We start from the raw sequence: 23737 nt of genomic DNA, 5'->3' as shown, positions 1-23737 counted from the left end.
CGAGGAAGATCACGCGGTCTTCGAACAGCTTGTTGTACGGGTCCTGGCGCTTGAATCCGTATGCCGTGCGCTCCTCGAACTGCGGGAGCACGTATCGGCTGGAGGGCAGGTTGCCAGCGGATTGGAAAGTGGGGGTGTACATATTCGTCCTCTCGAATCCGTTACTCAGCCGAGTCCGTGCCGCCGCCGCCGATGACATCGGTGGCGGACTCGCGGATGTGATCGACGAATCCGTACTCGAGCGCCTCGTCAGCGGTGAACCACCGGTCCCGGTCGCCGTCTTCGTTGATCTGCTCGACGGACTTGCCCGTCTGTGACGCCGTGATCTCGGCGAGACGCTTCTTCATCGACAGGATCAGCTGCGCCTGCGTCTGGATGTCGCTCGACGTTCCACCGAAGCCGCCGTGGGGCTGGTGCAGGAGCACGCGGGCGTTGGGCGTGATGTAACGCTTGCCCTTGGTGCCCGCGGTCAGCAGGAGCTGCCCCATGGATGCCGCCATGCCGATGCCGACGGTGACGATGTCGTTCGGGACGAACTGCATCGTGTCGTAGATCGCCATGCCCGCGGTGATCGAGCCACCGGGCGAGTTGATGTAGAGGTAGATGTCTTTGTCAGAGTCCTCTGCGGCGAGGAGAAGAATCTTCGCGCAGATCTCATTGGCATTCGCGTCACGCACCTCTGACCCCAGCCAGATGATGCGGTCCTTCAGCAGTCTGTCGAAGACGCTGGTCGCGACAAGCGGTTCAGCCATTTCACGCTCCTGTTTCCGTGTTCGGTGATTCGAATCTACCGGCGACGACGCGGCCCTCAGGCCTTGTTCGCCGTCGGCATATCAGGTGTCGCGCGTTCCCGAGACGCGAGAAGGCGGATGCCGAAGCATCCGCCTTCTCGTCAGGATCGCAGCGCGATCACTCAGCCTTGTCGGCCGCCTTCTTGGCCGGAGCCTTCTTGGCGGCAGGCTTCTTCGCAGGAGCCTTCTTTTCGTCGGCGTCATCCGCCTTCTTGGCCGGAGCCTTCTTGGCCGGAGCCTTCTTGGCAGCAGGCTTCTTCGCAGCCGTCTTCTTCTCGGCAGCAGCCTCTTCGTCAGCAGCTTCGTCGGCGATGGCCTCTGCCTCAGCGACGACGGCTTCCTCTTCGGCCTCTTCCTCGACGGCGACCAGGCTCGAAAGGTCGACAGCCTTGCCGTTCGAGTCAACGACGTTGACCTTGCCGAGTGCGATCGCGAGAGCCTTGTTGCGTGCGACCTCGCCAACGAGTGCAGGGAGCTGGTTCGAGGACTGCAGCGCCTCGACGAACTCCTGCGGTGCCATGCCGTACTGTGCGGCCGACTGGATCAGGTACTGGCTGAGCTCTTCCTGCGACACCTGAACGTCGGACTGCTCGGCGATCGTGTCGAGCAGCACCTGCGTGCGGAACTGCTTCTCGCTCGCCTCGGTGACTTCGGCGCGGTGCTCGTCATCCTCGAGGCGGCTCTCGGACTCGAGATGGTTGTGCACCTCGTCCTCGATGAGCTGCGGCGGGACGGGGATCTCGATCTTCTCGAGCAGCGCTTCGATCAGCTGATCACGAGCGGCCGAGCCCTGAGCGAAGACACCCTGCTCGTTGACGCGCTCTGCGAGGCTGTCGCGCAGCTCGCCGATCGTGTCGAACTCGCTGGCGATCTGCGCGAAGTCGTCATCTACCTCGGGAAGCTCGCGCTCCTTGACGGCCTTGATCGTGACGGAGACCTCGGCCTCTTCACCGGCGTGGTCACCACCGACGAGCTTCGAGCGGAACGTCGTGTCCTCACCGGCAGTCAGCGACTCCACGGCGTCGTCGATGCCCTCGAGCAGCTCACCAGAGCCGACCTCGTAGGAGACGCCCTCGGCGCGGTCGATCTCGGTGCCATCGATCGCGGCAACGAGGTCGAGCTCGACGAAGTCGCCCTTCGCGGCGGGGCGGTCGACGGGGATGAGCGTTCCGAAACGGGCACGCAGCTTGTCGAGCTCTTCATCCAGTGCCGCCTCGTCAGCCTCGACGGCATCCACGGTGAGGGTGATGTCGGAGAGCGCGGGAACCTCGATCTCGGGACGGACATCGACCTCGACCTCGACGATCAGGTCGCCGGAGAAGTCCTTCTCGTTCGGCCACTGGGTGATGTCGGCGGCGGGGCGCCCGACGACGCGCAGGCTGTGCTCGCTCGCGGCCTCGCGGAAGAACTTGTCGAGGCCCTCGTTGACGGCGTGCTCGATGACGGCGCCGCGGCCGATGCGCTGATCAATGATCGGAGCTGGCACCTTGCCCTTGCGGAAGCCCGGGATCTGGACGTCCTGTGCGATGTGCTCGTACGCGTGCGCGATCGAGGGCTTGAGGTCGTCCTGGGTGACCGTGATGGTGAGCTTGGCCCGGGTCGGGGTCAGCTTCTCAACGGTGCTATTCGACATGCGGATGTTCTCCTTTGGGTTTCCGCGCGACCGGCGCGGCCTGAGGTTTCGGGGGCCGTGGTCGGGGCGACAGGATTTGAACCTGCGACTTCCCGCTCCCAAAGCGGGCGCTCTACCAAGCTGAGCTACGCCCCGTTAAACCCGCAGGCGGGAACGGCCTCAATGAGTCTAACGGACAGGAGCACGCTCAACGTCCGCTATGCTTGTCAGGTCCGATCCTGAGCCCGCAACGGCTCAGAGTTCGGGGCTGTAGCTTAGTGGTAAAGCCTCTGTCTTCCAAACAGATGATGCGAGTTCGATTCTCGTCAGCCCCTCCATCTCCCCTGAGGAGGAACACCAGTGGCAGCCTCACCAGTTCCCCCTTCGGGTGGTCATCTGCTCGAATCGAGCTTCGGGTCGATCGCGGCCACCTCTTCCCCGGCATCCGCTCGCCAGCCTCGCCGCCGGCGGACCGGACTCGTCCTGTCGATCCTCGGCGTGATCGTCGTATGCGTCGCGTGCGTCGGCGTGCAGTGGGGCGCGAACGTCGGTTACGACGACGCGCTCGCCTCTTTCGATGACACGGTCGATCAGACCACTTCGAGCCGCGCTCAGCTGGACGAGAAGCTCACAACGCTCATCTCGACGACTGATGCCGCGTCCGGGATCGCAGGCGCAGACGCCGGCGACCTCATGGATGCCACGGCGAAGGAGGCCCTCGTAACGGCCCTCGATGAGGCGATGGAAGCAGAAGCCGTAGCCGCGGCCCTCGTGGCTGAGGACCTGCCTGACGTGGGCGACAAGCCCACCTGGGCCTGGGAGCTGTTCGGCGAGACCGCGCAGCTGGAGCAGAAACGCTCGACTGTCGCTTCGATGCAAGAAGATCTGAGTACCGCAGGAGTCGCGATCACTGAGGCATCGGACTCGGTGAACGACGCCGGTGCGGCCGCTGTGGTCTCTGCGGCCGTTGCTGCTGACGCATTCGAGGACGCGCACATTTCCGCCCGCAACCCCGACATCCTCGCGTTGCGCTACGCCGCCGACTCGCTCGACGAAGTCGCGTTGGTGGACTCGTCGACCGCAGCCGCGTACGCGGACCTGGAATCAGCCGCGCAAGCCATGCTGACCTCAGAGCAGTCCGAACTCGCCGAGAAGCAGGGCCCGCTCTCTGACTCACGGATGCAGGCTGAGGCGTTCGCGCGCTCCCTCGCCCCGGAAGTCCTCTTGGATTTCGATTGGTCACCCTACGTGAACGGATTCGGTGGCGGCGACAGCATGGCCGGGGTCGCCACCTGGTGGTATGGAGACCCGGGATACGCGACGATCGAGCTGTCGAACTCCGTGGCGGCGCACTGGCCGAGCGCTCGCAGCCAGGCTCTCGTCGCGCACGAAGTCGGGCACGCGATCAGCGTGAAGTGTGCAGATGCGTATGACGATTCGAATCAGGACAACATCGAGGCGTGGGCGACCGCGTGGGCGATCAGCATGGGGTACACGGATCCTGCCAACGGCACTTCGGCGTACGGCGCTCCCCCGCAGTCGCTGATCGACGCAGCCGCGGGATGCCGCTGAGCGCAGCGCGCATCAACGCCGAAGCCGCCGCGACCCGGAGGTCACGACGGCTTCGAAAAGAGCTGGATCAGGCCTGGCCGCGCCGCTCGCGCAGCTGCGTGAGCGCATCGTCGAGAAGCTGGACGGCCTCATCGTCGGTGCGACGCTCCTTCACATACGCGAGGTGCGTCTTGTACGGCTCGTTCTTCGCGAGCTCCGGCGGGTTCGCCTTGTCGCGTCCGGCCGGCAGGCCCGACTGCGGGTGGTCGATCGTCTCGGGAATCTCTTCGTCGGGAAGACCCGCCGCGAAATAGCGGACGGTCTCGTTGCCGAGTCCATCCCAGTACGAGACGGCGATGCGGTCGGCGTGATAGCCGTGATCCTGCTCGCCCATCGGTCCGGAACCGACGCGGGTTCCGCGGATTGCATTGCCTCCAGTGGCCATGTCAGATCACCTCGAGCTTCGTGATGAGACCCAGCGCCACGATGGAAATGAACCATACGAGCGCCAGGATGATGGTGAAACGGTTGAGGTTGCGCTCCGCGAGCCCGGAAGAGCCGACCGCAGATGTCATGCCACCACCGAACATGTCGGAGAGACCGCCGCCGCGGCCCTTGTGGAGAAGGATGAGGAGTGTCAGCAGAACGCTGGTGATGCCCAGCAGAACCTGCAGAACGAACTCAAGAATTGCCACGAGGGAAAGCCTTTCGATTGGGCCCTTGGATGCCCGTAAACGTCAAGTATAAGGGGTGACGGGGCCGCTGCCCCGTCACCCGATCAGACACCGACGTGCTTCTCGAACCGGATGATCGCGGCGAAATCATCGACGACGAGGCTCGCCCCGCCGACCAGTGCACCGTCGACATCGGGCTCGCGCATGAAGCTGGCGATGTTGGCTGCCTTCACCGAACCGCCGTAGAGGATGCGCGTGCGCGCAGCTGCATCGTCGTCCAAGGTCTTCGCCAGCACACCGCGGAGGGCCGCACAGACATCCTGCGCCTGCTGCGGCGTCGCAGCCTGCCCTGAGCCGATGGCCCAGACCGGCTCGTACGCCACGACGATATCCGCGGATGCCGGAACATCCTTCAGAGCCGCTTCGAGCTGGCCCGCAGGAACGGCGCTCGCGCCGAACTTCTCCAGGTCCTCCGCCGTCTCGCCCACGCAGATGACCGGAACGAGCCCGTTCTTCAGAGCTGCCTGCACCTTCGCCGCCACGACATCGTCACCCTCGGCGTGGTACTCACGGCGCTCGGAGTGACCGATGATGACGTACTTCGCATCCAGCTTCGCCAGGAACGCACCAGACACCTCACCGGTGTAGGCACCGGCATCGTGGGCCGAGACATCCTGCGCACCGAGCGCGAACGGGATCTTGTCCGCATCGATCAGCGTCTGGACGCTGCGGATGTCGGTGAAGGGCGGGAACACCGCCACCTCGACCGAGCCGTCCTCGTGCTTGGCGTCCTTGAGCGCCCAGTGCAGCTTCTGCACGAACGCGACCGCCTGCAGGTGGTCCAGGTTCATCTTCCAGTTGCCCGCAATCAGCGGGGTACGAGCGGCTACGCCCATCCGAGCACCTCCAGGCCGGGTAGTTTCTTGCCCTCGAGGAACTCGAGGCTTGCGCCTCCGCCCGTCGAGATATGACCGAACTGGTCATCGGTGAAGCCGAGCTGACGCACGGCGGCCGCCGAGTCGCCGCCGCCGACGACGCCGAGGCCGTCGACCTCGGTGAGCGCCTGCGCGACGGCCTGAGTTCCGGCCGCGAACGCGGGGAACTCGAACACGCCCATCGGGCCGTTCCAGAACACGGTCTTCGAACTGCGGATCGCGTCGGCGAACGCTGCTGCCGTGTCCGGTCCGATGTCGAGACCGATTCCGGATGCTCCGAACGAGGACCCCTCGATGGCATCCGCCGCCACGGTCTCGTGCGCGGCATCCGCAGAGAACGATGCGGCGACGACGACGTCCGTCGGCAGCACGATCTCGACGCCGCGCTCTGCGGCCTCGCTGAGATAGCCGCGAACGGTCTCGAGCTGGTCCTTCTCGAGAAGGCTGGAAGCTACCGCGTGACCCTGCGCTGCGAGGAACGTGAACAGCATTCCGCCACCGACGAGAATGCGATTCACGCGCGGCAGCAGGTGCGAGATGACGCCGAGCTTGTCGCTGACCTTCGAGCCGCCGAGGACGACCGTGTACGGACGCTCGGGGTTCTCGGTGAGACGGTCGAGCACATCCAGTTCGGTCGCGATGAGCAGTCCGGCCGCGGACGGCAGGATCTCGGCGAGCTCGTAGACGCTGGCCTGCTTGCGGTGCACGACACCGAAGCCGTCAGAGACCAGCGCGTCACCGAGTTCAGCGAGCTCTCCGGCGAACTCCTTGCGCGCTGCGTCGTCCTTCGAGGTCTCCCCCGCGTTGAAGCGCAGGTTCTCGATGACGACGACCTCGCCGTCACCCAGCGCGGCGACGGCCTTGCTTGCCGACTCTCCGACCGTGTCGGACGCGAACGCGACCGGCTGATCGAGAAGCTCGGCCAGTCGTGCCGCAACCGGTTCGAGGCTGTACTGCGGATCCGGCGCACCGTCTGGGCGGCCGAGGTGAGAGCACACGACGACGCGTGCCCCCTCATTGATGAGGGCGTTCAGAGTCGGCAACGAGGCGCGAACACGGCCATCGTCCGTAATGATGCCGTCCTTCAGGGGGACGTTCAGATCACAACGGACGATGACGCGCTTGCCCTCGAGCGAACCCAGTGAGTCCAGGGTGCGCAGGGTCATGGGAACCTCAGAGACGCTCTGCGACGTACTCGGTCAGGTCGACGAGACGGTTGGAGTAGCCCCACTCGTTGTCGTACCAGCTCGAGACCTTGACCAGGTTGCCGCTGACGTTGGTGAGCTCGGAGTCGAAGATCGACGAGTGCGGGTTGAGCTGGATGTCGCTCGACACGATCGGGTCCTCGGTGTACTCCAGGTAGCCCTTCAGACGACCGTCTGCGGCAGCCTCGCGGTACGCGGCGTTGATCTCGTCGACCGTGAGGTCATCACGGTCCGAGACGATCGTCAGGTCGACGATCGAGCCGGTGGGAACAGGCACGCGGTACGACGAGCCGCTCAGCTTGCCCTTGAGCTCGGGCAGGACGAGGCCGATGGCCTTGGCTGCACCGGTCGAGGCGGGAACGATGTTGATGGCAGCGGCGCGGGCGCGACGCAGGTCGCTGTGCGGGCCATCCTGCAGGTTCTGGTCGGCGGTGTAGGCGTGTGCGGTCATCATGAAGCCGCGCTGGATGCCGAACTTGTCGTTGAACACCTTCGCGAGCGGTGCGAGGCAGTTCGTCGTGCACGAGGCGTTCGAGATGATGCTGTGGTTCGCCGCGTCGTAGCTGTCCTCGTTCACGCCCATGACGAACGTGCCGTCGACGTCCGTGCCAGGAGCCGAGATGATGACCTTCTTGGCACCACCGGCGATGTGCTTGCCAGCATCCGAAGCCTTGGTGAAGCGACCGGTCGACTCGATGACGATGTCGACGCCCAGCTCGCCCCAGGGAAGGTTGGCGGGGTCGCGCTCGGCGAAGACCTTGATGTCCTTGCCACCGACGGTGATCACGTCACCGTCGTGCGAGACCTCGACGCCCAGCGGGCCGCCGACGGAGTCGTACTTGAGCAGGTGCGCGAGAGCCGCGTTGTCGGTGAGGTCGTTGACCGCGACGATCTCGAGGTCAGCGTTCTGTGCGAGAGCCGCACGAAGGAAGTTACGTCCGATACGACCGAAGCCGTTGATACCGATCTTGACAGACACTAAGGTCTCCTGATTGTCATGCGCGGAGTGCGCGTTTTTCGGGGGATTCGTGGACAACGGCGTCCCGACGGGCTAAATGTCCGTCGGGACGCCCGTCTTGATTACGACAGTACCAGCAGGCCGTTCGTCTGCTTACGGGCAACCTCGAGACGCTGGGAGACGTTCTCCCAGTTGGCGATGTTCCACGCGGCCTTGACGTAGTCGGCCTTCACGTTGAGGTAGTCCAGGTAGAAGGCGTGCTCCCACATGTCGAGCTGGAACAGCGGGACGGTGCCCTGCGCCGAGTTGGACTGCTGGTCGAACAGCTGCTGAATGATCAGTCGCTGGCCGATCGAGTCCCAGCTGAGCACGGCCCAGCCGGAGCCCTGGATGCCCATGGCGGTAGCAGTGAAGTGCGCCTGGAACTTCTCGAAGGACCCGAAGTACTCATCGATGGCGGCCTTCAGCTCGCCCTCGGGCTGTCCGCCGCCGTTCGGGGAGAGGTTCGTCCAGAAGATCGAGTGGTTGACGTGTCCGCCGAGGTTGAAGGCGAGGTCCTTCTCGAGCTTGTTGACGTTGGCGAGGTTGCCGCTCTCGCGAGCCTCGGCAAGACCGTCGAGCGCTGCGTTGGCACCGGTCACATAGGCCTGGTGGTGCTTATCATGGTGCAGCTCCATGATCTTGCCGCTGATGTGCGGTTCCAGTGCCGCGAAGTCGTAGGGGAGGTCAGGGAGCGTGTATGTAGCCATGTCGCTTTTCATCCAATCCGCGCCGCGCCGCGGCGCTTATCGCTTCCTCCGCGCCATCCGTGTGCGGCGCAGAGCAGACGTTTTCATCCTAGTGACGACAACGCCTGTGCCGCGAGGATGCTTCCATGAATGACGAACGAACTCCGAGACGTCGAAAACTTCTAGACGTCGAGTCCGGCAGGGACTGCCGACTCCGTCCCGGGGATGCCCTCCTGCTGCGCACGCTTGTCCGCCATCGCGAGCAGGCGACGGATGCGTCCGGCGACAGCATCCTTCGTCAGGGGCGGCTCAGCGTGGTGACCGAGCTCATCAAGACTCGCGTCGCGGTGCGCGAGGCGCAGCTCGCCCGCAAGCCGCAGGTGGTCGGGAATCGTGTCGCCGAGGATCTCCAGCGCACGTTCGACCCGTGCGCAAGCGGCAACCGCCGCCTGCGCTGAGCGTCGCAGGTTCGCGTCGTCGAAGTTCACCAGTCGGTTCACACCCGCGCGTACTTCGCGGCGCTGGCGCATCTCTTCCCAAGTCGCTGCGGTCTTCTGAGCACCCATCTGAGCGAGAAGCGAACGGATTGCTTCTCCCTCGCGGACGACCACGCGTGGCATGCCGCGCACCTCTCGAGCCTTCGCGGCGACGCCGAGTCGGTGTGCAGCCCCGACCAGCGCCATGGCGGCCTCTGACGTCGGGCATGACACCTCGAGCATCGCCGAGCGTCCGGGTTCTGAGAGCGAACCGGCTGCGAGGAATGCGCCGCGCCACAGGCCGGCGATCTCCTCGCGCGACCCCGTCGTCAGACGGTTCGGCAGTCCGCGCACTGAGCGACGGCGCTGATCGAGCAGCCCGGTCTGACGAGCCAGGGTCTCCCCCGCTCCGATCACCCGCACCGCGTAGCGCGCTCCGTCGTGGGAACTCGTGGACTGCACCTGAGCGATCTCGGGACGCACGCCGTAGATCTCGGCGAGATCGCGTGCGACGCGACGCGCGAGCAGTTCGGCATCGACCTCGGCCTCGACGGCGACACGGCCGGCGATGGAGTGGAGTCCGCCGGCGAACCGGAGAATCGCGGTGACCTCCGCGACGCGCACCGTCGGCGGTGCATTGCGGATGCTGACGAGTTCAGCCTTGACGTCGGTGGTAAGTGCCACGGGACTCCTTGAAAAGCTTGGCGCGCCGGATCGCGACGCAAACAATCAGTTTACCGGCCGCCGTCCTCGTCGATTACTCGCGGCCGAGATCTCGGTGTCGCACGTTGACCGCGACGCCGGGGATCGATGCGAGGCGCTTGGCGAGTTCTTCCGCCACCGCCACAGAGCGATGCTTGCCGCCGGTGCATCCGATCGCAACCGTCGAGTGCCCCTTGTTCTCGCGCTGGTAACCCGCGAGAACCGGAACGAGCGCCTGAGTGTACGCGTCGAGAAACTCCTCGGCGCCCTCCTGGGCGAGGACGTAGTCCCGCACTTGTGGGTCCTGCCCGGTGAAACCGCGCAGATCGTCGTTCCAATACGGATTGGGCAGGAACCGCATATCGGCGACGAGATCCACATCGGTGGGGAGCCCGTACTTGAAGCCGAAGCTGAGAAGAGTCAGCCGGTGTCGGGCCGCCCCCTCCTCGGAGAAGGTCTCGGAGACCTGCGTTGCCAGCTGATGGATGTTCAGTGACGACGTGTCGATGACGATATCGGCGGCTTCGCGTACGAGCGTGAGCCGGGAGCGCTCGAGACGGATGCCATCCAGGAGCGTACCGTCCTCCTGCAGCGGATGCGGCCGACGCACGGCCTCGAATCGCCGCACGAGCACATCATCCGAGGCATCCAGGAACACCACGCGGACGCTGCCGCGCGAGCGCAGCGCGCGAGCCACCTCGGGAAAGTCGTTGAACAGATTGCGACCGCGGACGTCGACGACGGCGGCGACCTTGGGGAGCGACCCTCCACCGAGACTGGTGAGGTCGAGCAGCGGGCGCAGCATCTGCGGCGGGAGATTGTCGACGACGTACCAGTCGAGGTCCTCGAGCGCGTTCGCGACGGTGGACCGTCCCGCACCGGACATACCGGTGACGATGAGGAATTCGTTCTTGTCCTCGGCGGTCATCCGCACTCCCTCCCCTGTGAACTCCAGCCTATCGACTCGCGAGGTGACTGTGGATGCTCTGCGCCAGAGCAGGTCCGATCCCGGGTACTTCTTGAATCTGATCCGAAGTCGCACCTTTGAGTGAAGCGACCGAACCGAAGTGCTTCAGCAGCGCTTTGATCCGCGAGGCGCCGAGGCCGGGAACCTCTTCGAGCACCGTCGAGATGTCGCGTCGGCGCCGCTTGCGCTGATGGGTGATCGCGAACCGATGCGCCTCATCACGCAGCCGCTGCAGCAGGTACAGCGCCTCGCTCGTGCGGGGCAGTATCACCGGGAAGTCCTCGCCGGGAAGCCACACCTCTTCCAGTCGCTTGGCAATGCCGCAGAGCCCAATCTCCGTGTGCCCGGATTCACGCAGCGCACGGGCGGCTGCCTCGACCTGGGGCTTGCCGCCGTCGACGAGGAGCAGTTGCGGCGGATAGGAGAACCGAGGCTTCTTGCGGGGCGCGGCCTCATCATCGGGCACGAGCTCTTCCGGCCGGTCCAGATACGCGAGCCGGCGCAGGAGCACCTGGTGCATCGAATCGGTGTCATCGGTGGTTTCAGCGATGTTGAAGGAGCGGTACTGATCTTTGCGAGGCAGTCCGTCTTCGAACACCACCATGGACGCCACCACGTTCGTACCGCCCAGGTGCGAGATGTCGAAGCACTCGATCCGCAGCGGCGCTTCGTCGAGACCGAGTGCTTCCTGCAGATCGGTGAGAGCCTGCGTACGGGCGACGTAGTCGCTGGTGCGCTTGGTCTTGTGCCGGATGAGCGCCTGCTGCGCATTGAGCGTGGCGGTGCGCATGAGGTCTGCGCGCTGACCGCGCTGCGCGACGGCGATCTCGACGCGCCGGCCACGGCGTTCACGCAGCCACAGCTCGAGTTCGGCCGCGTCGTCTGGCAGTGACGGAACCAGCACACGGCGCGGGATGTCGATGCCGTCGCCGTACGCGCGCTGCAGCACCTGATCGACGAGGTCGGAGTCGGAGATGTCCAGCTCCTTCTCAATCGTCGTGGCCCGTACTCCGCGGATGCGTCCGCCGCGGATCGTGAAATGCTGCACGGTCGCGGCGAGCTCGTCCTCGGCGATACCGAAGAGATCGGCATCCTCGTCCGCGGGCAGCACGAGCGAGCTCTTGCCGAGCACCGCCTCGATCGACGCCAGCTGATCGCGGTATTTCGCCGCCGCCTCGTAGTCCATCGCGGCAGAAGCCGCCTGCATCCGCTTGGCGGTCTCCTTCGTGAAGCGCTCGTCGCCACCGGCCATGAACGCGACGAAGTCGTCGACGATCGCACGGTGCTCCTCGATCGAGACCGTCATCGAGCAGGGCCCGCCGCACTTCCCGATCTGCCCGGGGAAGCACGGACGACCGGTTGCCATCGCGCGCTTGTAGCTGGCATCGCTGCACGTGCGGATCGGAAACGCCTTGATCATCAGGTCGATGGTCTCGTGCACCGCCCAGACCTTCGGATAGGGCCCGAAGTATCGTGCGCCGGGGATCTTGCGATTGCGTGTGACGAGCACACGCGGCGCCTCATCGCCGAGCGTCACGGCCATGAACGGATAGGACTTGTCGTCTTTGTAACGGACGTTGAAGGGCGGATCGTATTCTTTGATCCACATGTACTCCAGCTGCAGGGAATCCACGTCGGTGGGTACGACGGTCCACTCCACGGATGCCGCCGTCGTCACCATGCGCCGTGTGCGCTCGTGCAGCGTGCGCAGTGGAGCGAAGTAGTTCGACAATCGCTGCCGGAGGTTCTTCGCCTTGCCGACGTAGAGCACCCGGCCCGTAGCATCCAGAAAGCGGTACACGCCGGGAGCCGTCGGAATCTCGCCCTGCTTCGGCTTATACGGAAGAACGTCGGCCATCAGCTGGCCTTGCGGGCTCCGCGCCCCTCGCCGAGGATCTCGGCGAGGAACAGACCGGTGTGACTCTCTTCGACGCGGGCGATCTGCTCCGGCGTCCCCGTCGCGAGGATCTCGCCACCGCCGGAACCGCCCTCGGGCCCCAGATCGATGACCCAGTCCGCCGATTTGATGACATCGAGGTTGTGCTCGATGACGATCACGGTGTTGCCCTTGTCGACCAGTCCGTTCAGCACCTCGAGCAGCTTGCGCACATCTTCGAAGTGCAGACCGGTCGTCGGCTCGTCGAGTACATAGACGCTGCGGCCATTGCTGCGGCGCTGCAGCTCGGTGGCGAGCTTGACGCGCTGCGCCTCGCCGCCGGAGAGCGTGGTCGCCGACTGCCCCAGTCGCACGTAGCCGAGGCCGACATCGACCAGCGTCTTCATGTAGCGGTAGATCGCCTGAATCGGCTCGAAGAACTCCGCGGCCTCTTCGATGGGCATCTCGAGGACCTCAGCGATGTTCTTGCCCTTGTAGTGCACAGCGAGCGTGTCGCGGTTGTACCGCTTGCCGTGGCAGACCTCGCAGTCGACGTACACGTCGGGCAGGAAGTTCATCTCGATCTTGATCGTGCCGTCACCGGAGCATGCGTCGCAGCGGCCGCCCTTGACGTTGAAGCTGAATCGTCCAGGCTGGTAGCCGCGCACCTTCGCTTCAGGCGTCTCTGCGAAAAGCGACCGGATGCGATCGAACACGCCCGTGTACGTCGCGGGGTTCGAGCGCGGAGTGCGACCGATGGGCGCCTGATCGACGTGGATCACCTTGTCGAGGTTGTCGAGTCCGGTCACCCGCGTGTGCTTGCCGGCAAGAGTGCGCGCACCGTTGAGCTTCGATGCGAGGACGCGGTAGAGAATGTCATTGACGAGCGAAGACTTGCCCGAGCCGCTGACTCCGGTAACCGCGGTGAGAACACCGAGGGGGAATTCTGCCGTCACGTTCTTCAGATTGTTCTCGCGGGCGCCGACGACGCTCAGCTGACGCTTCTTGTCGATCTTGCGACGCTTCTTCGGCGTCGGGATCTCCCGCCTGCCGGAGAGATAGTCGCCCGTCATCGAATCCGTGTCGGCGAGCAGAGCGGAATACGGGCCGGAGTGCACGACGTTGCCGCCGTTGACACCTGCTCCTGGTCCGATATCGACGACCCAGTCCGCGGACTCGATGGTCTCTTCGTCGTGCTCGACGACGATCAGGGTGTTGCCGAGATCGCGAAGCTTCTGCAATGTATCGATCAGACGACGGTTGTCGCGCTGATGCAGACCGATCGAGGGCTCATCCAGCACGTAGAGCACGCCGGTGAGGCCTGATCCGATCTGCGTGGCGAGGCGGATGCGCTGTGCCTCGCCGCCCGAGAGCGAACCCGCCGAGCGACTGAGATTCAGGTAGTTCAGGCCCACCTGCAGCAGGAAATCCAGGCGCAGACGGATCTCGCGGAGCACCTGGGCCGCGATCTTCGCCTCGCGCTCGGTGAGGGTCAGGGTCTCCATGAAGTCACGTGCATCAGCGAGGCTCAGGTGCGAGACTTCAGCGATCGAGTGCCCATGCACCTTGACCGCGAGCACCTCGGGCTTGAGGCGATTGCCGTCGCACACCGGGCACGGCACCTCACGCAGGTACTCGCCCCAGCGAGCACGCTGGTTGTCGCTCTCCGCCTGGGCGTACTGCCTCTCGATGTACGGCACGACGCCCTCGAACCCCGAGGCGTACCGCATCTCACGGCCGTAACGGTTCTTCCACTTGACAGTGACCTTGTAGTTGTCGCCGCGCAGCACGGCATCCTGCACATCGACGCGCAGGTCCTTCCACGGGGTATCGAGCGAGAAGTTCAGGTCGTTCGAGAGCCCTTCGAGCAGGCGCTCGTAGTACTGGAAGAGCCCCTTGCCCTGGGTGGTCCACGGAATGATGACGCCCTCGCGGATGGAGAGCTCCTCATCGGCGAGCATGAGGTCGACATCGACCGACATGCGGGTGCCGAGCCCCGAGCAGGTCGGGCAGGCGCCGAACGGTGCGTTGAATGAGAAGGTGCGCGGCTCGATCTCGGTGAGCGTGATCGGATGCCCGTTGGGGCACGCGAGCTTCTCGGAGAAGGACTGCCAGGCGTCATCGCCCTCTTCGTCGACGAAGTTGATCTGCACGACGCCGTCAGCCAGCCCCAGTGCGGTCTCGACAGAGTCGGTGACGCGCCCGAGGATGTCATCGGATGCCACGAGACGGTCGACCACGACCGCGATGTCGTGCTTGTAGCTCTTCTTCAGCTTCGGAGGCTCCACGAGCTGGATGAGATCGCCGTCGACGATCGCTCTCGAGTACCCCTTCGCGCCGAGCTCGCGGAACAGGTCGACGAACTCGCCCTTCTTCTGCGACACGATGGGTGCGACGATCTGATACCGCGTGCGGTCTGCCAGTTCCATGAGCTGGTCGGCGATCTGCTGCACGGTCTGGCGCTGGATCTTCTCGCCGCACTGCGGGCAGTGCGGGATGCCGATGCGCGCCCACAGCAGGCGCATGTAGTCGTAGATCTCAGTGATCGTGCCGACGGTCGATCGCGGATTTCGGTTGGTCGACTTCTGATCGATCGAGACAGCAGGGCTCAGCCCCTCGATGAAATCCACGTCCGGACGATCGACTTGGCCGAGGAACTGCCGCGCGTACGCGCTCAGAGACTCGACGTAGCGACGCTGACCTTCCGCGAAGATCGTGTCGAACGCGAGACTGGATTTTCCCGAACCGGACAGACCGGTGAACACGACCAGAGAGTCGCGGGGAATGTCGATGTCGACGTTCTTGAGATTGTGCACGCGGGCTCCGCGAACACTGAGTTTTCCTGGACTGGCGACGGGGACGATGGGCACCGAACAAGTCTACGAGGGACCACGGACATTGAGGCCGCGGGAACACTCAGGCTCGCTGCGACCACCGTCCCACCCGCTGCAGGAAGAGGATCGAGAAGCCGACCAGGCCCGCGGCACCGATCAGCGCCGCTCCCCCGATGACCGTATCCGTCGACGTCCACACGAGCATCACGCCGATCGTGATCGGCTGCGCGATGAGTTGCACCACGAACAGCCGCCGAAGCGTCGGCCAGAGCGCCGCGATAACCACCCGTCCTCGCCACGGCACAACCGGCAGCAGGGCGGAGAGCACATGAATGATGTGCACGAGCAGCACTGCCAGTGAAACCAGCCAGATGCTCGTCTCGCTCAGCAGCATCCCCACGGCCAGGCATGCGATCGAGAACCACCCGCCCAGAGTCTGCGGGAGCAGCATCCCGATCAGCGCCGTACTGACGGCCGCGACCTGCCAGCCGAGCACGGGAACCAGCAGCCAGGCCGTGACCGCGGCGATCGCGGGCAGGAGAACGTGCAGCACCGCACCGGGAATCGCCACCTGAGTGTCGACCCAGTCTTTCCGCCGCGCGCCGGCACCCATCACCTCGCCCTCGCCATCGCCATCGCACTGATCGCGGCGGCGGGATCCTCGCGCCACGCGACGACATCGATATCCGCCGCGCTCAGATCATGCAGGACGTCCTCACGCTCGGAGAGCACGGTCCGCAAAGCGATCTGCTGTTCGCGGTTGAGTCTGGCAGCGTCCAGCATGGGAAGGATGTCGACAGCGACGACGCGATGGCCGGAGGCACGCCACATCAATGCGATCTCGGATGCCGCGCCGTCGAAGAACGTCGACAGCACGAAGATCACCGATCCGTGCGGCACAGGAGGTGTTCGCCGGAATCGGGCGTCCTCGCCGGCTTGTCCAGTCGCGGCGATCGCCGCGTCGACGCGCGCCAGATGTCGCGATCCCGCGCCGCTGCGCACCGACCTGCCGCCGTGTGTCAGAACATGCAGCGCGACACGATCCCCGCCGGAGACTGCGGCCGTCGCGATCGAGCGTGCGGCCTGACGCGACAGATCGAGTGATGTCACTCCGCTGCGTTCCAGATCGTTACTCCCCCATGTCGCCACCGCCGTGCCGAGATCATCAGCGGTGTCCATGGCGATGACCATCGTCGCGTCGCTGAGAGTATTGGTGCGGCGAACCAGGAGGTCTCCCGGACGGCGTGCCATCCGTGCTGTTGCTCTCCAGTCCACGCGGCGCAGCTCATCCCCCGGCGCGAACTGATGGATGTCGCGGAAGTCACCCCCCTGTCCGAGGCGCCGCCCCTCATGGCTGCCGTGCATCCCGGTGAGCCGAGGGGAGATCGGCAGGTGCGGCAGTCCCAGCGCGCGGGGCGCGACATTGCGAATGGACTGCACCGTTCGCGTCGCGTTCTCGGCGATCAGCCCGTCCGCGGAGATCCCCCGCGCGGACGCCTTCACCGCAGCCACAGGGCCGGAATGCAGCGGGCGGCTGAATGCCCTGACCGGAGACCCGTCGGTTGGCACGATCAACCGGCGCGTACGCCGCTCGGATTGCACGAGCATCAGCTGTGCGAACTCGGCCCCACCGCTGACGCGCACTTCTGTGCCCAGCACGTCATCGTCATGCGCACCGGGTGCGGCGGTGAGCGCGACAGTGATGGGCTCGGAATCCACGTTCCTGAAGAGCGCCATGGCGCTGAGAATCGCAAGAGGCAGCCCCAGGGCGATGACGTCGGGACGGGAGAAGACGAGTCCTGCCACGGCGAGCACGACCGCCCCGCCGATTCCGAGGATGATCCCCGGGCCCCACCGTCCGCGCGTTCCACTGCTCGTCATGCGGGCACGCCGACGGTCGGGGGAACCGGCACCTGCCCGACGACTCCTTCGACGATGCGCTCAGCGCTGACTCCCTGCGCCCAGGCCTGGGGCGTCAACGTCAGGCGGTGCGCGAGCACGGGCACCGCGATGCGCTTGATATCGTCCGGCCGAACGAACTCGCGGCCGTCGAGAGCGGCGAGTGCGCGCCCGAGGAGAAGCAGCCCCAGTGATCCGCGTGGAGAGGCACCGACCGCGACGTTCTGCGCGAGACGTGTGGCGCGCGCGATCTCCACGCAGTACCGCGCGATGTCGGGGTGCACGTGGATCGCTTCGACGGCCTGCTGGACCTCGATGAGGCGCGCCGCGTCGATCACCGCTTCGACGTGGGTCGCCTCCTGCTGACGCGCCACCCGGTTCAGGAGAATCTCGGCTTCGCCGTCGGGACTCGGGTATCCGACGGACAGTCGCACCATGAACCGGTCGAGCTGCGCCTCCGGAAGCGCATAGGTGCCCTCGTATTCGATCGGGTTCGAGGTGGCGATCACGTGGAATGGCGCCGGAAGAACGAAGCTGTTGCCCTCGACGGTGACCTGGCGCTCGGCCATCGCCTCGAGCATCGCCGATTGCGTCTTGGGTGTGGTGCGGTTGATCTCGTCGGCGAGCAGGAGCCCGGTGAAGATGGGGCCTGCGCGGAACACGAAATCTCCCGTGTCGGGCGCATAGACGTAGGATCCGGTGACGTCGCCGGGAAGCATGTCAGGCGTGCACTGCAGGCGCCGAAAATCGAGGCCGAGAGCGGATGCCAAGCTTCGCGCCGCCAACGTCTTACCCAGCCCCGGCACGTCTTCGAACAGCACGTGTCCGCCCGCGAGGATGGTCGCCAGCGCGATCTCGACGGGGTCGTCCATGCCGACGACGACGGTGCGAACCGCGGCGAGAATCTGAGCCCCGGTTTCGGCGATCGAGATGCTCTGCGTCATTGCTTCTCCTTGCTCGGTGCGAGTATTTCAATGGCGGCAAGGGCACGTTCGATGTCCTCGCGCTTGGTGCCGGGCCCGTTCAGCCGCTCCCACAGCCCGCCGCCCACCAACGCGTCGATCTGCGCGCGATGCGCCGGATCCTCGGTGTCGACTCCGCGGCGCAGCAGGCGATGATGCAGGATGCCGCGCACTCGCCGCGTTATCAGCACCCCGGCCTCACCCGTTCTCGGATTGAGCGACCATGCCATCCGTGCGATCTCGGTGCCGCGCTGCTCCTGGTTCATCGGCATCTCAGGGGCGTCCGTGCGCAGGTCCTCCGGGAGCGCCAGCTGCCCGCACAGGACGAGGATGCCGACCAGAATCGCCCACGAAACCGCGAACGTCGCTTCAACACGGACGCCGAGCAGCAGGATGAGTCCGACGACGACCGTCACAACGGATGCCGCGATGATTCGGCCGCGCGTCATCGCCAGCCCTCCTCGATCAGCCTCAGGGCTGCACGTGCCGCTGCACGGTCAGTCTCTTCTGCGACGTACCCGCCGAAGCGGACCCGCTCGTAGAGGCGCAGGAGGTCGCGTGCCGCCTCGGTGATCCCGGCTCGTCGTGTGATGATGCGAACGGCGAATTCCGACGGAGTCTCACTCAGCCCCCGAGACAGGCCGGCATCCGCCGCGCTCTCCTCGAGTCCGACCCATGCCGCGATGATCGCGTCGGTCGGGGCGACGCGGTCATCGATGGAACGCAGCGCCCCTTCGATCCCGCGCCGAATCGCGGGAGCGGCGGCATCCGCTTCCTGCGTGAGGTCTTGCATGCCGAGATCGTGGGCAGCGTCATCACCTTCGCGAACACGCAGCGGACGGTCGCGCCACGCCCGCATCAGCGCGCGCACGAGCACGATACCCAGGACGATCACCACAGCGGCCCCGACGAGCAGGAAGAGGATGCTGATGATCATCCCGACGATGTCGTTGGTCGCTTCAGGAGGGGGCCCCGAGTCGGGTGTCGCTGTCGGCGCCGGATCGGAGGGGATATCGGCTTCTCCCGGCGGCAGCGTGGGAGGGGTGATCGTCGGAATGCCCTGAACGGATGCTGCCAGCATCACGACCGCGAACAGACCCACAATTCCTGCGACCAGTGCGGACCGCTTCATCCGTTACGCCACAGCGTGTTCGAGAGCGGTGACGACATGCCTTTCAGCCTATGCCGCGGGAGCCCTCATGCAGGGAGTCGTCCAGCGAATGGGGATAACCCGTCACGCAGGGCGGTGATCTGCTCAACATCCATATGGACAGCTGCCATCACCTGACGCGGCACATCGACAGCGCGCTCGCGTAGCCTCGCACCGGCATCCGTCAGCCGGATGTCGAGTCGGCGCTCGTCTTCGTTGCTGCGTTCACGAGCGACGAGGCCCTCTCGCTCGAGTCGCTTGACGAGCGGAGACAGCGTGGCAGGTTCCAGCGCGAGGTCTGCGGCAAGGTTGTTCAGCGACCGCGGCGACCGCTCCCACAGCGCAAGCATGACCAGGTACTGGGGATGAGTGAGGCCGAGCGGCTCGAGAATCGGCCGGTAGATCGCTACCACGTTGCGAGCGGCGGTGACCAGCGAGAAGCACAACTGATTCTCGAGTTTGAGCATGTCGTCAGCCGTGGTCACGCATCAACTATACGTCCACACTAATAGTTAGTACACTAATCAACATGGAGAACAGTTCTGATCGAGCCCCGTTGCGCACCCGCATCCGCGAAGCGGGCGGACTGTACCGGTGGTTCAACTCGAACCTCATCAAGCTCGCAGGCCCCGCTGCGGTCGGCCCCTATGAAGCGACTCCGCCGCCGACTGCAGCGCAACGCGCCGAACGCGCGTGTCCGTTGTGCGGGCACCCGATGACCGAGCACCAGATCGATCGCAGCGGTCCGAAGCCGCTCATGCACTGCCCCTGACTCGGGGCACTTTCTGCGGACTTACGACGAGGCTGCGCTCTCGCGGGCCGCATCGACCCAGAACATGAGTTCTTCGTCGTCTTCAAGGGCCGATGGCGCCACGTCAAGCCAACTCGACCCCATCGTCTTCGCCCCCATGACGGCGATCGTGACGCCCTGCTCGGTCAGAAGCGCGGCCCCTTTCTCTTCGGTGACCCGCACCAGAAGTGTGCCGCCCTTGCGCGCACCGACAAGAATGCGACCGTCGAGGAGGAACGCGCGCGTGCCGAACATCCGCTTCTCTTCGAGTGCGGGCTCCGCCATCAGCATCGCCCGTACCCGATCGGCGAGCTCGGTGGCCGCGGCATCCATGATCGTCTCCCCCGCGCTCAGGCGTGGCCGGCGCGCTCCATGGCGCGCAGTTCTTTCTTGAGGTCCTGAACTTCGTCTCGCAGCCGACCTGCGAGCTCGAACTTGAGTTCGTCAGCCGCGGCGAGCATCTGCTTGGTCAGATCGTCGATCGTAGCCTCGAGCTGTTCGGCACCCTCAGCAGCGAGACCCTCGCGACGCAGTCGTGGCGTGGGGCTCTTGCCCTTACCGTTCTTGTTGCCGCCCCGGCCACGCAGCATGTCATTGGTATCGGATGCTTCCCGCGCGAGCACGTCCGTGATGTCAGCGATCTTCTTGCGCAGCGGCTGCGGATCGATCCCGTTCTCGAGGTTGTAGGCGACCTGTTTCTCACGACGCCGGTCTGTCTCATCGATCGCCTTGACCATCGAATCGGTCATGTTGTCCGCATACATGTGGACTTCGCCGGAGACGTTTCGCGCCGCTCGGCCGATCGTCTGAATCAGGGAGGTGCCCGAGCGGAGGAACCCTTCCTTGTCAGCATCCAGAATCGCGACCAGTGATACTTCGGGAAGGTCGAGACCTTCCCGAAGCAGGTTGATGCCGACGAGGACGTCGTAGACACCGGAGCGCAGCTCGCTGAGCAGTTCGACGCGGCGCAGCGTATCGACGTCGGAGTGCAGATACCGCACGCGGACACCGTGCTCGCCGAGGAAGTCGGTGAGCTCCTCGGCCATCTTCTTCGTCAGAGTCGTCACGAGCACGCGCTCGTCCTTCTCGACGCGGATGCGGATCTCTTCGAGCAGATCGTCGATCTGCCCCTTCGAAGGCTTGACGATGATCTCCGGGTCGACGAGCCCCGTCGGGCGGATGATCTGCTCGACAATGCCGTCGGCGATCCCCATCTCGTACTTGCCGGGTGTCGCGGACAGGTACACGGTCTGCCCGATGCGGTTCTTGAACTCATCGAATCTCAGCGGCCGGTTGTCCATCGCGCTCGGCAACCGGAATCCATGGTCCACGAGCGTGCGCTTGCGCGAAGCATCGCCCTCGTACATCGCGCCGATCTGCGGCACGGTCACATGCGACTCGTCGATCACGAGCAGGAAATCGTCGGGGAAGAAGTCCAGCAGCGTGTGCGGGGGCTCCCCCGCATCGCGGCCGTCGAGGTGTCGGGAGTAGTTCTCGATGCCGGAGCAGAATCCGAGTTGCTGAAGCATCTCCAGATCGAACGTCGTGCGCATGCGCAGCCGCTGCGCCTCGAGAAGCTTGCCCTGGCGTTCGAACTCGGCGAGCCGTTCGGCGAGCTCGGCTTCGATCGTGCCGATGGCACGCTGCACCACATCGGTGCCCGCGACATAGTGCGACGCGGGGAAGATCGGAACCGCATCCAGCTTCTCGATCACCTCACCGGTGAGCGGATGGAGGGAATACAGGCCCTCGATCTCATCGCCGAACAGCTCGATCCGAATCGCGTGCTCCTCGTAGACCGGGATGATCTCGATGGTGTCACCGCGCACGCGGAAGTTACCGCGGGAGAAGTCGACGTCGTTGCGGTTGTACTGCATCGCGATGAACTGTCGAATCAGTGCGTCGCGGTCGTACCGCTCCCCCACCTGCAGCGCCACCATGGCGCGCAGGTACTCTTCGGGCGCACCGAGGCCGTAGATGCACGACACCGTCGAGACCACCACGACGTCACGCCGGCTGAGCAGTGAGTTCGTGGTCGAGTGACGCAGGCGCTCGACCTCGGCGTTGATCGAGGAGTCCTTCTCGATGAACGTATCGGTCTGCGGCACGTACGCCTCGGGCTGGTAGTAGTCGTAGTACGAGACGAAGTACTCGACGGCGTTGTTCGGCATGAGCTCGCGGAACTCGTTCGCCAGCTGCGCGGCAAGAGTCTTGTTGTGCGCCATCACCAGCGTCGGTCGCTGCACCTGCTCGATGAGCCAGGCGGTCGTGGCCGACTTTCCGGTACCGGTCGCCCCCAGCAACACGACGTCGGTCTCGCCGGCATTGATGCGTGCGGCCAGCTCAGCGATCGCCTGCGGCTGGTCGCCGGCGGGCATGTATTCACTGATCACCTCGAACGGACGGACGCTGCGCGTGGTTTGCATGGTTCCAGCGTAAGCGCCACCACCGACACTGCGGCGGGCTCAGCGCACTACGCTCGGCTCGCGCCCGGCCGCTTCAGCCGGCGCTCACGCTTTCGCGAGCTGTTTCCAGACAGCATCCGTCTGCTCGATGGTGTGCTGCATGGTCCCTGACGTATCGATCACGATGTCGGCGATCTTGAGGCGCTCCTCATCCGAGACCTGCGCGTCGATGCGATCCTGCGCGGCATCCTGTTCCATTCCGCGAAGCTCGACCAGCCGGCGCCGTCGCTCAGCGGCGGGAGCGTGCGCGACGATGACGCGGTCCCAGGGATCCTCGGAACGCGCTTCGGCCAGCAGCGGCACGTCGTAGACGACGATTGCGTCGGGGTTCTCGCCAGCCTCGTCGAACCTCCGCTGCGATTCTGCTCGCACCGCCGGATGGACGATCGCGTTCAGTCGTTTCAGCGCCGCGGAATCGCCGAACACGCGGGCGCCGAGCGCGGCACGATCCAGTGCTCCGGATGCGTCGATGATGTCCTCGCCGAACTCGCGAGCGATCTCCTGCAGCACGGGCGACCCCGGAGCCTGTACGTCGCGGACGATCTGGTCCGCGTCCACGATGACCGCACCGTGCTCCTGGAGGCGACGCGCGATCGTGGATTTTCCGGAGGCGATGCCGCCGGTCAGGGCGATAAGTGGCATGCGTCCATCCTGGCATGCGAAACGGGCCGCCTCCCTGCCTGTGAAGGCGGGGAGACGGCCCGTTCGATGGTGCGTGCTTAGTTGCCGCCCGAGAGCTTCTCGCGCAGAGCGGCGAGAGCCTCGTCATCGGCAAGCGTGCCGGCGCCGGAAGCGTCGCTCGTGAACGACTGACCAGCGGCAGCGCCGAAGTCGTCGCCCGCAGCAGCCTCGGCCTCGGCAGCCTTGACAACAGCAGCCTTGTGGGCTTCCCAGCGAGCCTGGGCTGCAGCGTACTCCTGCTCCCATGCCTCGCGCTGAGTGTCGAAGCCGTCCTTCCAAGCACCCGTCTCGGGGTCGAAGCCCTCGGGGTACTTGTACTCGCCGTTGTCGTCGTACTCAGCGAGCATGCCGTACAGCGCCGGGTCGAACTCGGTGCTGTTGGGGTCGACCGACTCGTTGGCCTGCTTGAGCGACAGCGAGATGCGGCGACGCTCGAGGTCGATGTCGATGACCTTGACGAAGACCTCTTCGCCGACCGACA

Annotated in this window: 23 protein-coding genes, 2 tRNA genes and 2 pseudogenes; 3 read left to right on the top strand and 24 right to left on the bottom strand. The window is 65.2% G+C overall.

What is annotated here, in order from left to right:
- From clpP to ACTIAO_RS12910, 4 genes and pseudogenes are all read right to left on the bottom strand, one after another.
- Nucleotides 1–142: pseudogene (clpP, locus tag ACTIAO_RS12925) on the bottom strand (ATP-dependent Clp protease proteolytic subunit); the annotation flags it as partial.
- Between the two features lie 19 nt (nucleotides 143–161).
- The gene (locus ACTIAO_RS12920) at nucleotides 162–812 is read right to left on the bottom strand and encodes an ATP-dependent Clp protease proteolytic subunit (protein ID WP_441906631.1); all 651 of its coding nucleotides are present in this window, start codon (nucleotides 810–812) and stop codon (nucleotides 162–164) included.
- 97 nt (nucleotides 813–909) lie between these two features.
- Nucleotides 910–2424: a trigger factor gene (gene tig, locus ACTIAO_RS12915; RefSeq protein WP_441906629.1), complete on the bottom strand. Its 1515-nt coding sequence runs from the start codon at nucleotides 2422–2424 to the stop codon at nucleotides 910–912.
- Between the two features lie 58 nt (nucleotides 2425–2482).
- Nucleotides 2483–2559, bottom strand: a tRNA-Pro gene (locus tag ACTIAO_RS12910).
- A gap of 108 nt (nucleotides 2560–2667) precedes the next feature.
- On the opposite strand from ACTIAO_RS12910, the gene ACTIAO_RS12905 reads away from it, so the two are divergent.
- Together ACTIAO_RS12905 and ACTIAO_RS12900 are read left to right on the top strand one after the other, a co-directional pair.
- Nucleotides 2668–2741 (top strand) — tRNA-Gly (locus ACTIAO_RS12905).
- A gap of 22 nt (nucleotides 2742–2763) precedes the next feature.
- Nucleotides 2764–3975 carry a hypothetical protein gene (locus ACTIAO_RS12900; protein WP_441906628.1) on the top strand — a complete coding sequence of 404 codons (1212 nt, stop codon included), beginning with the start codon at nucleotides 2764–2766 and terminating at the stop codon, nucleotides 3973–3975.
- Nucleotides 3976–4042: 67 nt separating this feature from the next.
- Here the strand turns inward: ACTIAO_RS12900 and ACTIAO_RS12895 are convergent, their stop codons facing one another.
- The 16 genes from ACTIAO_RS12895 to ACTIAO_RS12820 form a co-directional block, all read right to left on the bottom strand.
- The gene (locus ACTIAO_RS12895) at nucleotides 4043–4399 is read right to left on the bottom strand and encodes an RNA polymerase-binding protein RbpA (protein ID WP_441906627.1); all 357 of its coding nucleotides are present in this window, start codon (nucleotides 4397–4399) and stop codon (nucleotides 4043–4045) included.
- Between the two features lies 1 nt (nucleotide 4400).
- A complete protein-coding gene (secG, locus tag ACTIAO_RS12890) occupies nucleotides 4401–4649 on the bottom strand; it encodes a preprotein translocase subunit SecG (RefSeq protein ID WP_441906626.1) in 249 nt (82 codons plus the stop codon).
- 83 nt (nucleotides 4650–4732) lie between these two features.
- Complete coding sequence (gene tpiA / locus ACTIAO_RS12885; protein WP_441906625.1) at nucleotides 4733–5524, bottom strand: triose-phosphate isomerase; 792 nt, start codon at nucleotides 5522–5524, stop codon at nucleotides 4733–4735.
- Nucleotides 5515–6729: a phosphoglycerate kinase gene (locus ACTIAO_RS12880; protein WP_441906624.1), complete on the bottom strand. Its 1215-nt coding sequence runs from the start codon at nucleotides 6727–6729 to the stop codon at nucleotides 5515–5517. The genes tpiA and ACTIAO_RS12880 overlap by 10 nt, the downstream gene beginning before the upstream one ends.
- Nucleotides 6730–6736: 7 nt before the next feature.
- Entirely contained in the window at nucleotides 6737–7747 is a 1011-nt protein-coding gene (gene gap / locus ACTIAO_RS12875) for a type I glyceraldehyde-3-phosphate dehydrogenase (RefSeq protein ID WP_441906623.1), read from the bottom strand.
- A 101-nt stretch (nucleotides 7748–7848) separates the two neighbouring features.
- Entirely contained in the window at nucleotides 7849–8475 is a 627-nt protein-coding gene (locus ACTIAO_RS12870) for a superoxide dismutase (protein WP_441906622.1), read from the bottom strand.
- 161 nt (nucleotides 8476–8636) lie between these two features.
- Nucleotides 8637–9614: a DNA-binding protein WhiA gene (gene whiA / locus ACTIAO_RS12865; protein WP_441906621.1), complete on the bottom strand. Its 978-nt coding sequence runs from the start codon at nucleotides 9612–9614 to the stop codon at nucleotides 8637–8639.
- 73 nt (nucleotides 9615–9687) lie between these two features.
- Nucleotides 9688–10560, bottom strand: a complete 873-nt coding sequence (rapZ, locus tag ACTIAO_RS12860) for an RNase adapter RapZ (protein WP_441906620.1) — start codon at nucleotides 10558–10560, stop codon at nucleotides 9688–9690.
- A gap of 28 nt (nucleotides 10561–10588) precedes the next feature.
- The gene (gene uvrC, locus ACTIAO_RS12855; RefSeq protein WP_441906619.1) at nucleotides 10589–12457 is read right to left on the bottom strand and encodes an excinuclease ABC subunit UvrC; all 1869 of its coding nucleotides are present in this window, start codon (nucleotides 12455–12457) and stop codon (nucleotides 10589–10591) included.
- Nucleotides 12457–15345 (bottom strand): excinuclease ABC subunit UvrA, encoded by a 2889-nt coding sequence (gene uvrA, locus ACTIAO_RS12850; RefSeq protein WP_441906618.1) that lies wholly within the window; start codon nucleotides 15343–15345, stop codon nucleotides 12457–12459. The genes uvrC and uvrA overlap by 1 nt, the downstream gene beginning before the upstream one ends.
- Before the next feature lie 46 nt (nucleotides 15346–15391).
- Nucleotides 15392–15922, bottom strand: coding sequence for a hypothetical protein (locus tag ACTIAO_RS12845; protein WP_441906617.1), 531 nt, complete (start codon nucleotides 15920–15922; stop codon nucleotides 15392–15394).
- On the bottom strand, nucleotides 15922–17190 hold the full coding sequence (locus tag ACTIAO_RS12840; RefSeq protein WP_441906616.1) for a DUF58 domain-containing protein: 1269 nt from the start codon (nucleotides 17188–17190) through the stop codon (nucleotides 15922–15924). Before ACTIAO_RS12840 ends, ACTIAO_RS12845 begins: the two co-directional genes overlap by 1 nt.
- The gene (locus ACTIAO_RS12835) at nucleotides 17187–18152 is read right to left on the bottom strand and encodes an AAA family ATPase (RefSeq protein ID WP_441906615.1); all 966 of its coding nucleotides are present in this window, start codon (nucleotides 18150–18152) and stop codon (nucleotides 17187–17189) included. Before ACTIAO_RS12835 ends, ACTIAO_RS12840 begins: the two co-directional genes overlap by 4 nt.
- Nucleotides 18149–18619 (bottom strand): hypothetical protein, encoded by a 471-nt coding sequence (locus ACTIAO_RS12830; protein WP_441906614.1) that lies wholly within the window; start codon nucleotides 18617–18619, stop codon nucleotides 18149–18151. The genes ACTIAO_RS12835 and ACTIAO_RS12830 overlap by 4 nt, the downstream gene beginning before the upstream one ends.
- The gene (locus ACTIAO_RS12825) at nucleotides 18616–19302 is read right to left on the bottom strand and encodes a DUF4129 domain-containing protein (RefSeq protein WP_441906613.1); all 687 of its coding nucleotides are present in this window, start codon (nucleotides 19300–19302) and stop codon (nucleotides 18616–18618) included. The genes ACTIAO_RS12830 and ACTIAO_RS12825 overlap by 4 nt, the downstream gene beginning before the upstream one ends.
- A 65-nt stretch (nucleotides 19303–19367) precedes the next feature.
- Nucleotides 19368–19787, bottom strand: a complete 420-nt coding sequence (locus tag ACTIAO_RS12820) for a MarR family winged helix-turn-helix transcriptional regulator (protein WP_441906630.1) — start codon at nucleotides 19785–19787, stop codon at nucleotides 19368–19370.
- Nucleotides 19788–19849: 62 nt separating this feature from the next.
- Between ACTIAO_RS12820 and ACTIAO_RS12815 the strand changes: the two genes are divergently transcribed.
- Complete coding sequence (locus tag ACTIAO_RS12815) at nucleotides 19850–20092, top strand: hypothetical protein (protein ID WP_441906612.1); 243 nt, start codon at nucleotides 19850–19852, stop codon at nucleotides 20090–20092.
- 21 nt (nucleotides 20093–20113) lie between these two features.
- On the opposite strand, the gene ACTIAO_RS12810 is transcribed toward ACTIAO_RS12815, so the two are convergent.
- From ACTIAO_RS12810 to rpsA, 4 genes and pseudogenes are all read right to left on the bottom strand, one after another.
- The gene (locus ACTIAO_RS12810; RefSeq protein ID WP_441906611.1) at nucleotides 20114–20443 is read right to left on the bottom strand and encodes a TfoX/Sxy family protein; all 330 of its coding nucleotides are present in this window, start codon (nucleotides 20441–20443) and stop codon (nucleotides 20114–20116) included.
- 17 nt (nucleotides 20444–20460) lie between these two features.
- A complete protein-coding gene (gene uvrB / locus ACTIAO_RS12805) occupies nucleotides 20461–22536 on the bottom strand; it encodes an excinuclease ABC subunit UvrB (RefSeq protein WP_441906610.1) in 2076 nt (691 codons plus the stop codon).
- Between the two features lie 84 nt (nucleotides 22537–22620).
- A complete protein-coding gene (coaE, locus tag ACTIAO_RS12800; RefSeq protein ID WP_441906609.1) occupies nucleotides 22621–23217 on the bottom strand; it encodes a dephospho-CoA kinase in 597 nt (198 codons plus the stop codon).
- Nucleotides 23218–23294: 77 nt separating this feature from the next.
- Nucleotides 23295–23737: pseudogene (gene rpsA / locus ACTIAO_RS12795) on the bottom strand (30S ribosomal protein S1); the annotation flags it as partial.

The sequence above is a fragment of the Microbacterium sp. genome (genome assembly GCF_052099035.1).
Taxonomy (GTDB): domain Bacteria; phylum Actinomycetota; class Actinomycetes; order Actinomycetales; family Microbacteriaceae; genus Microbacterium.
The sequence above is the reverse complement of the archived record's forward strand: the minus strand, read 5'-3'. Positions and strand labels throughout refer to the sequence as shown.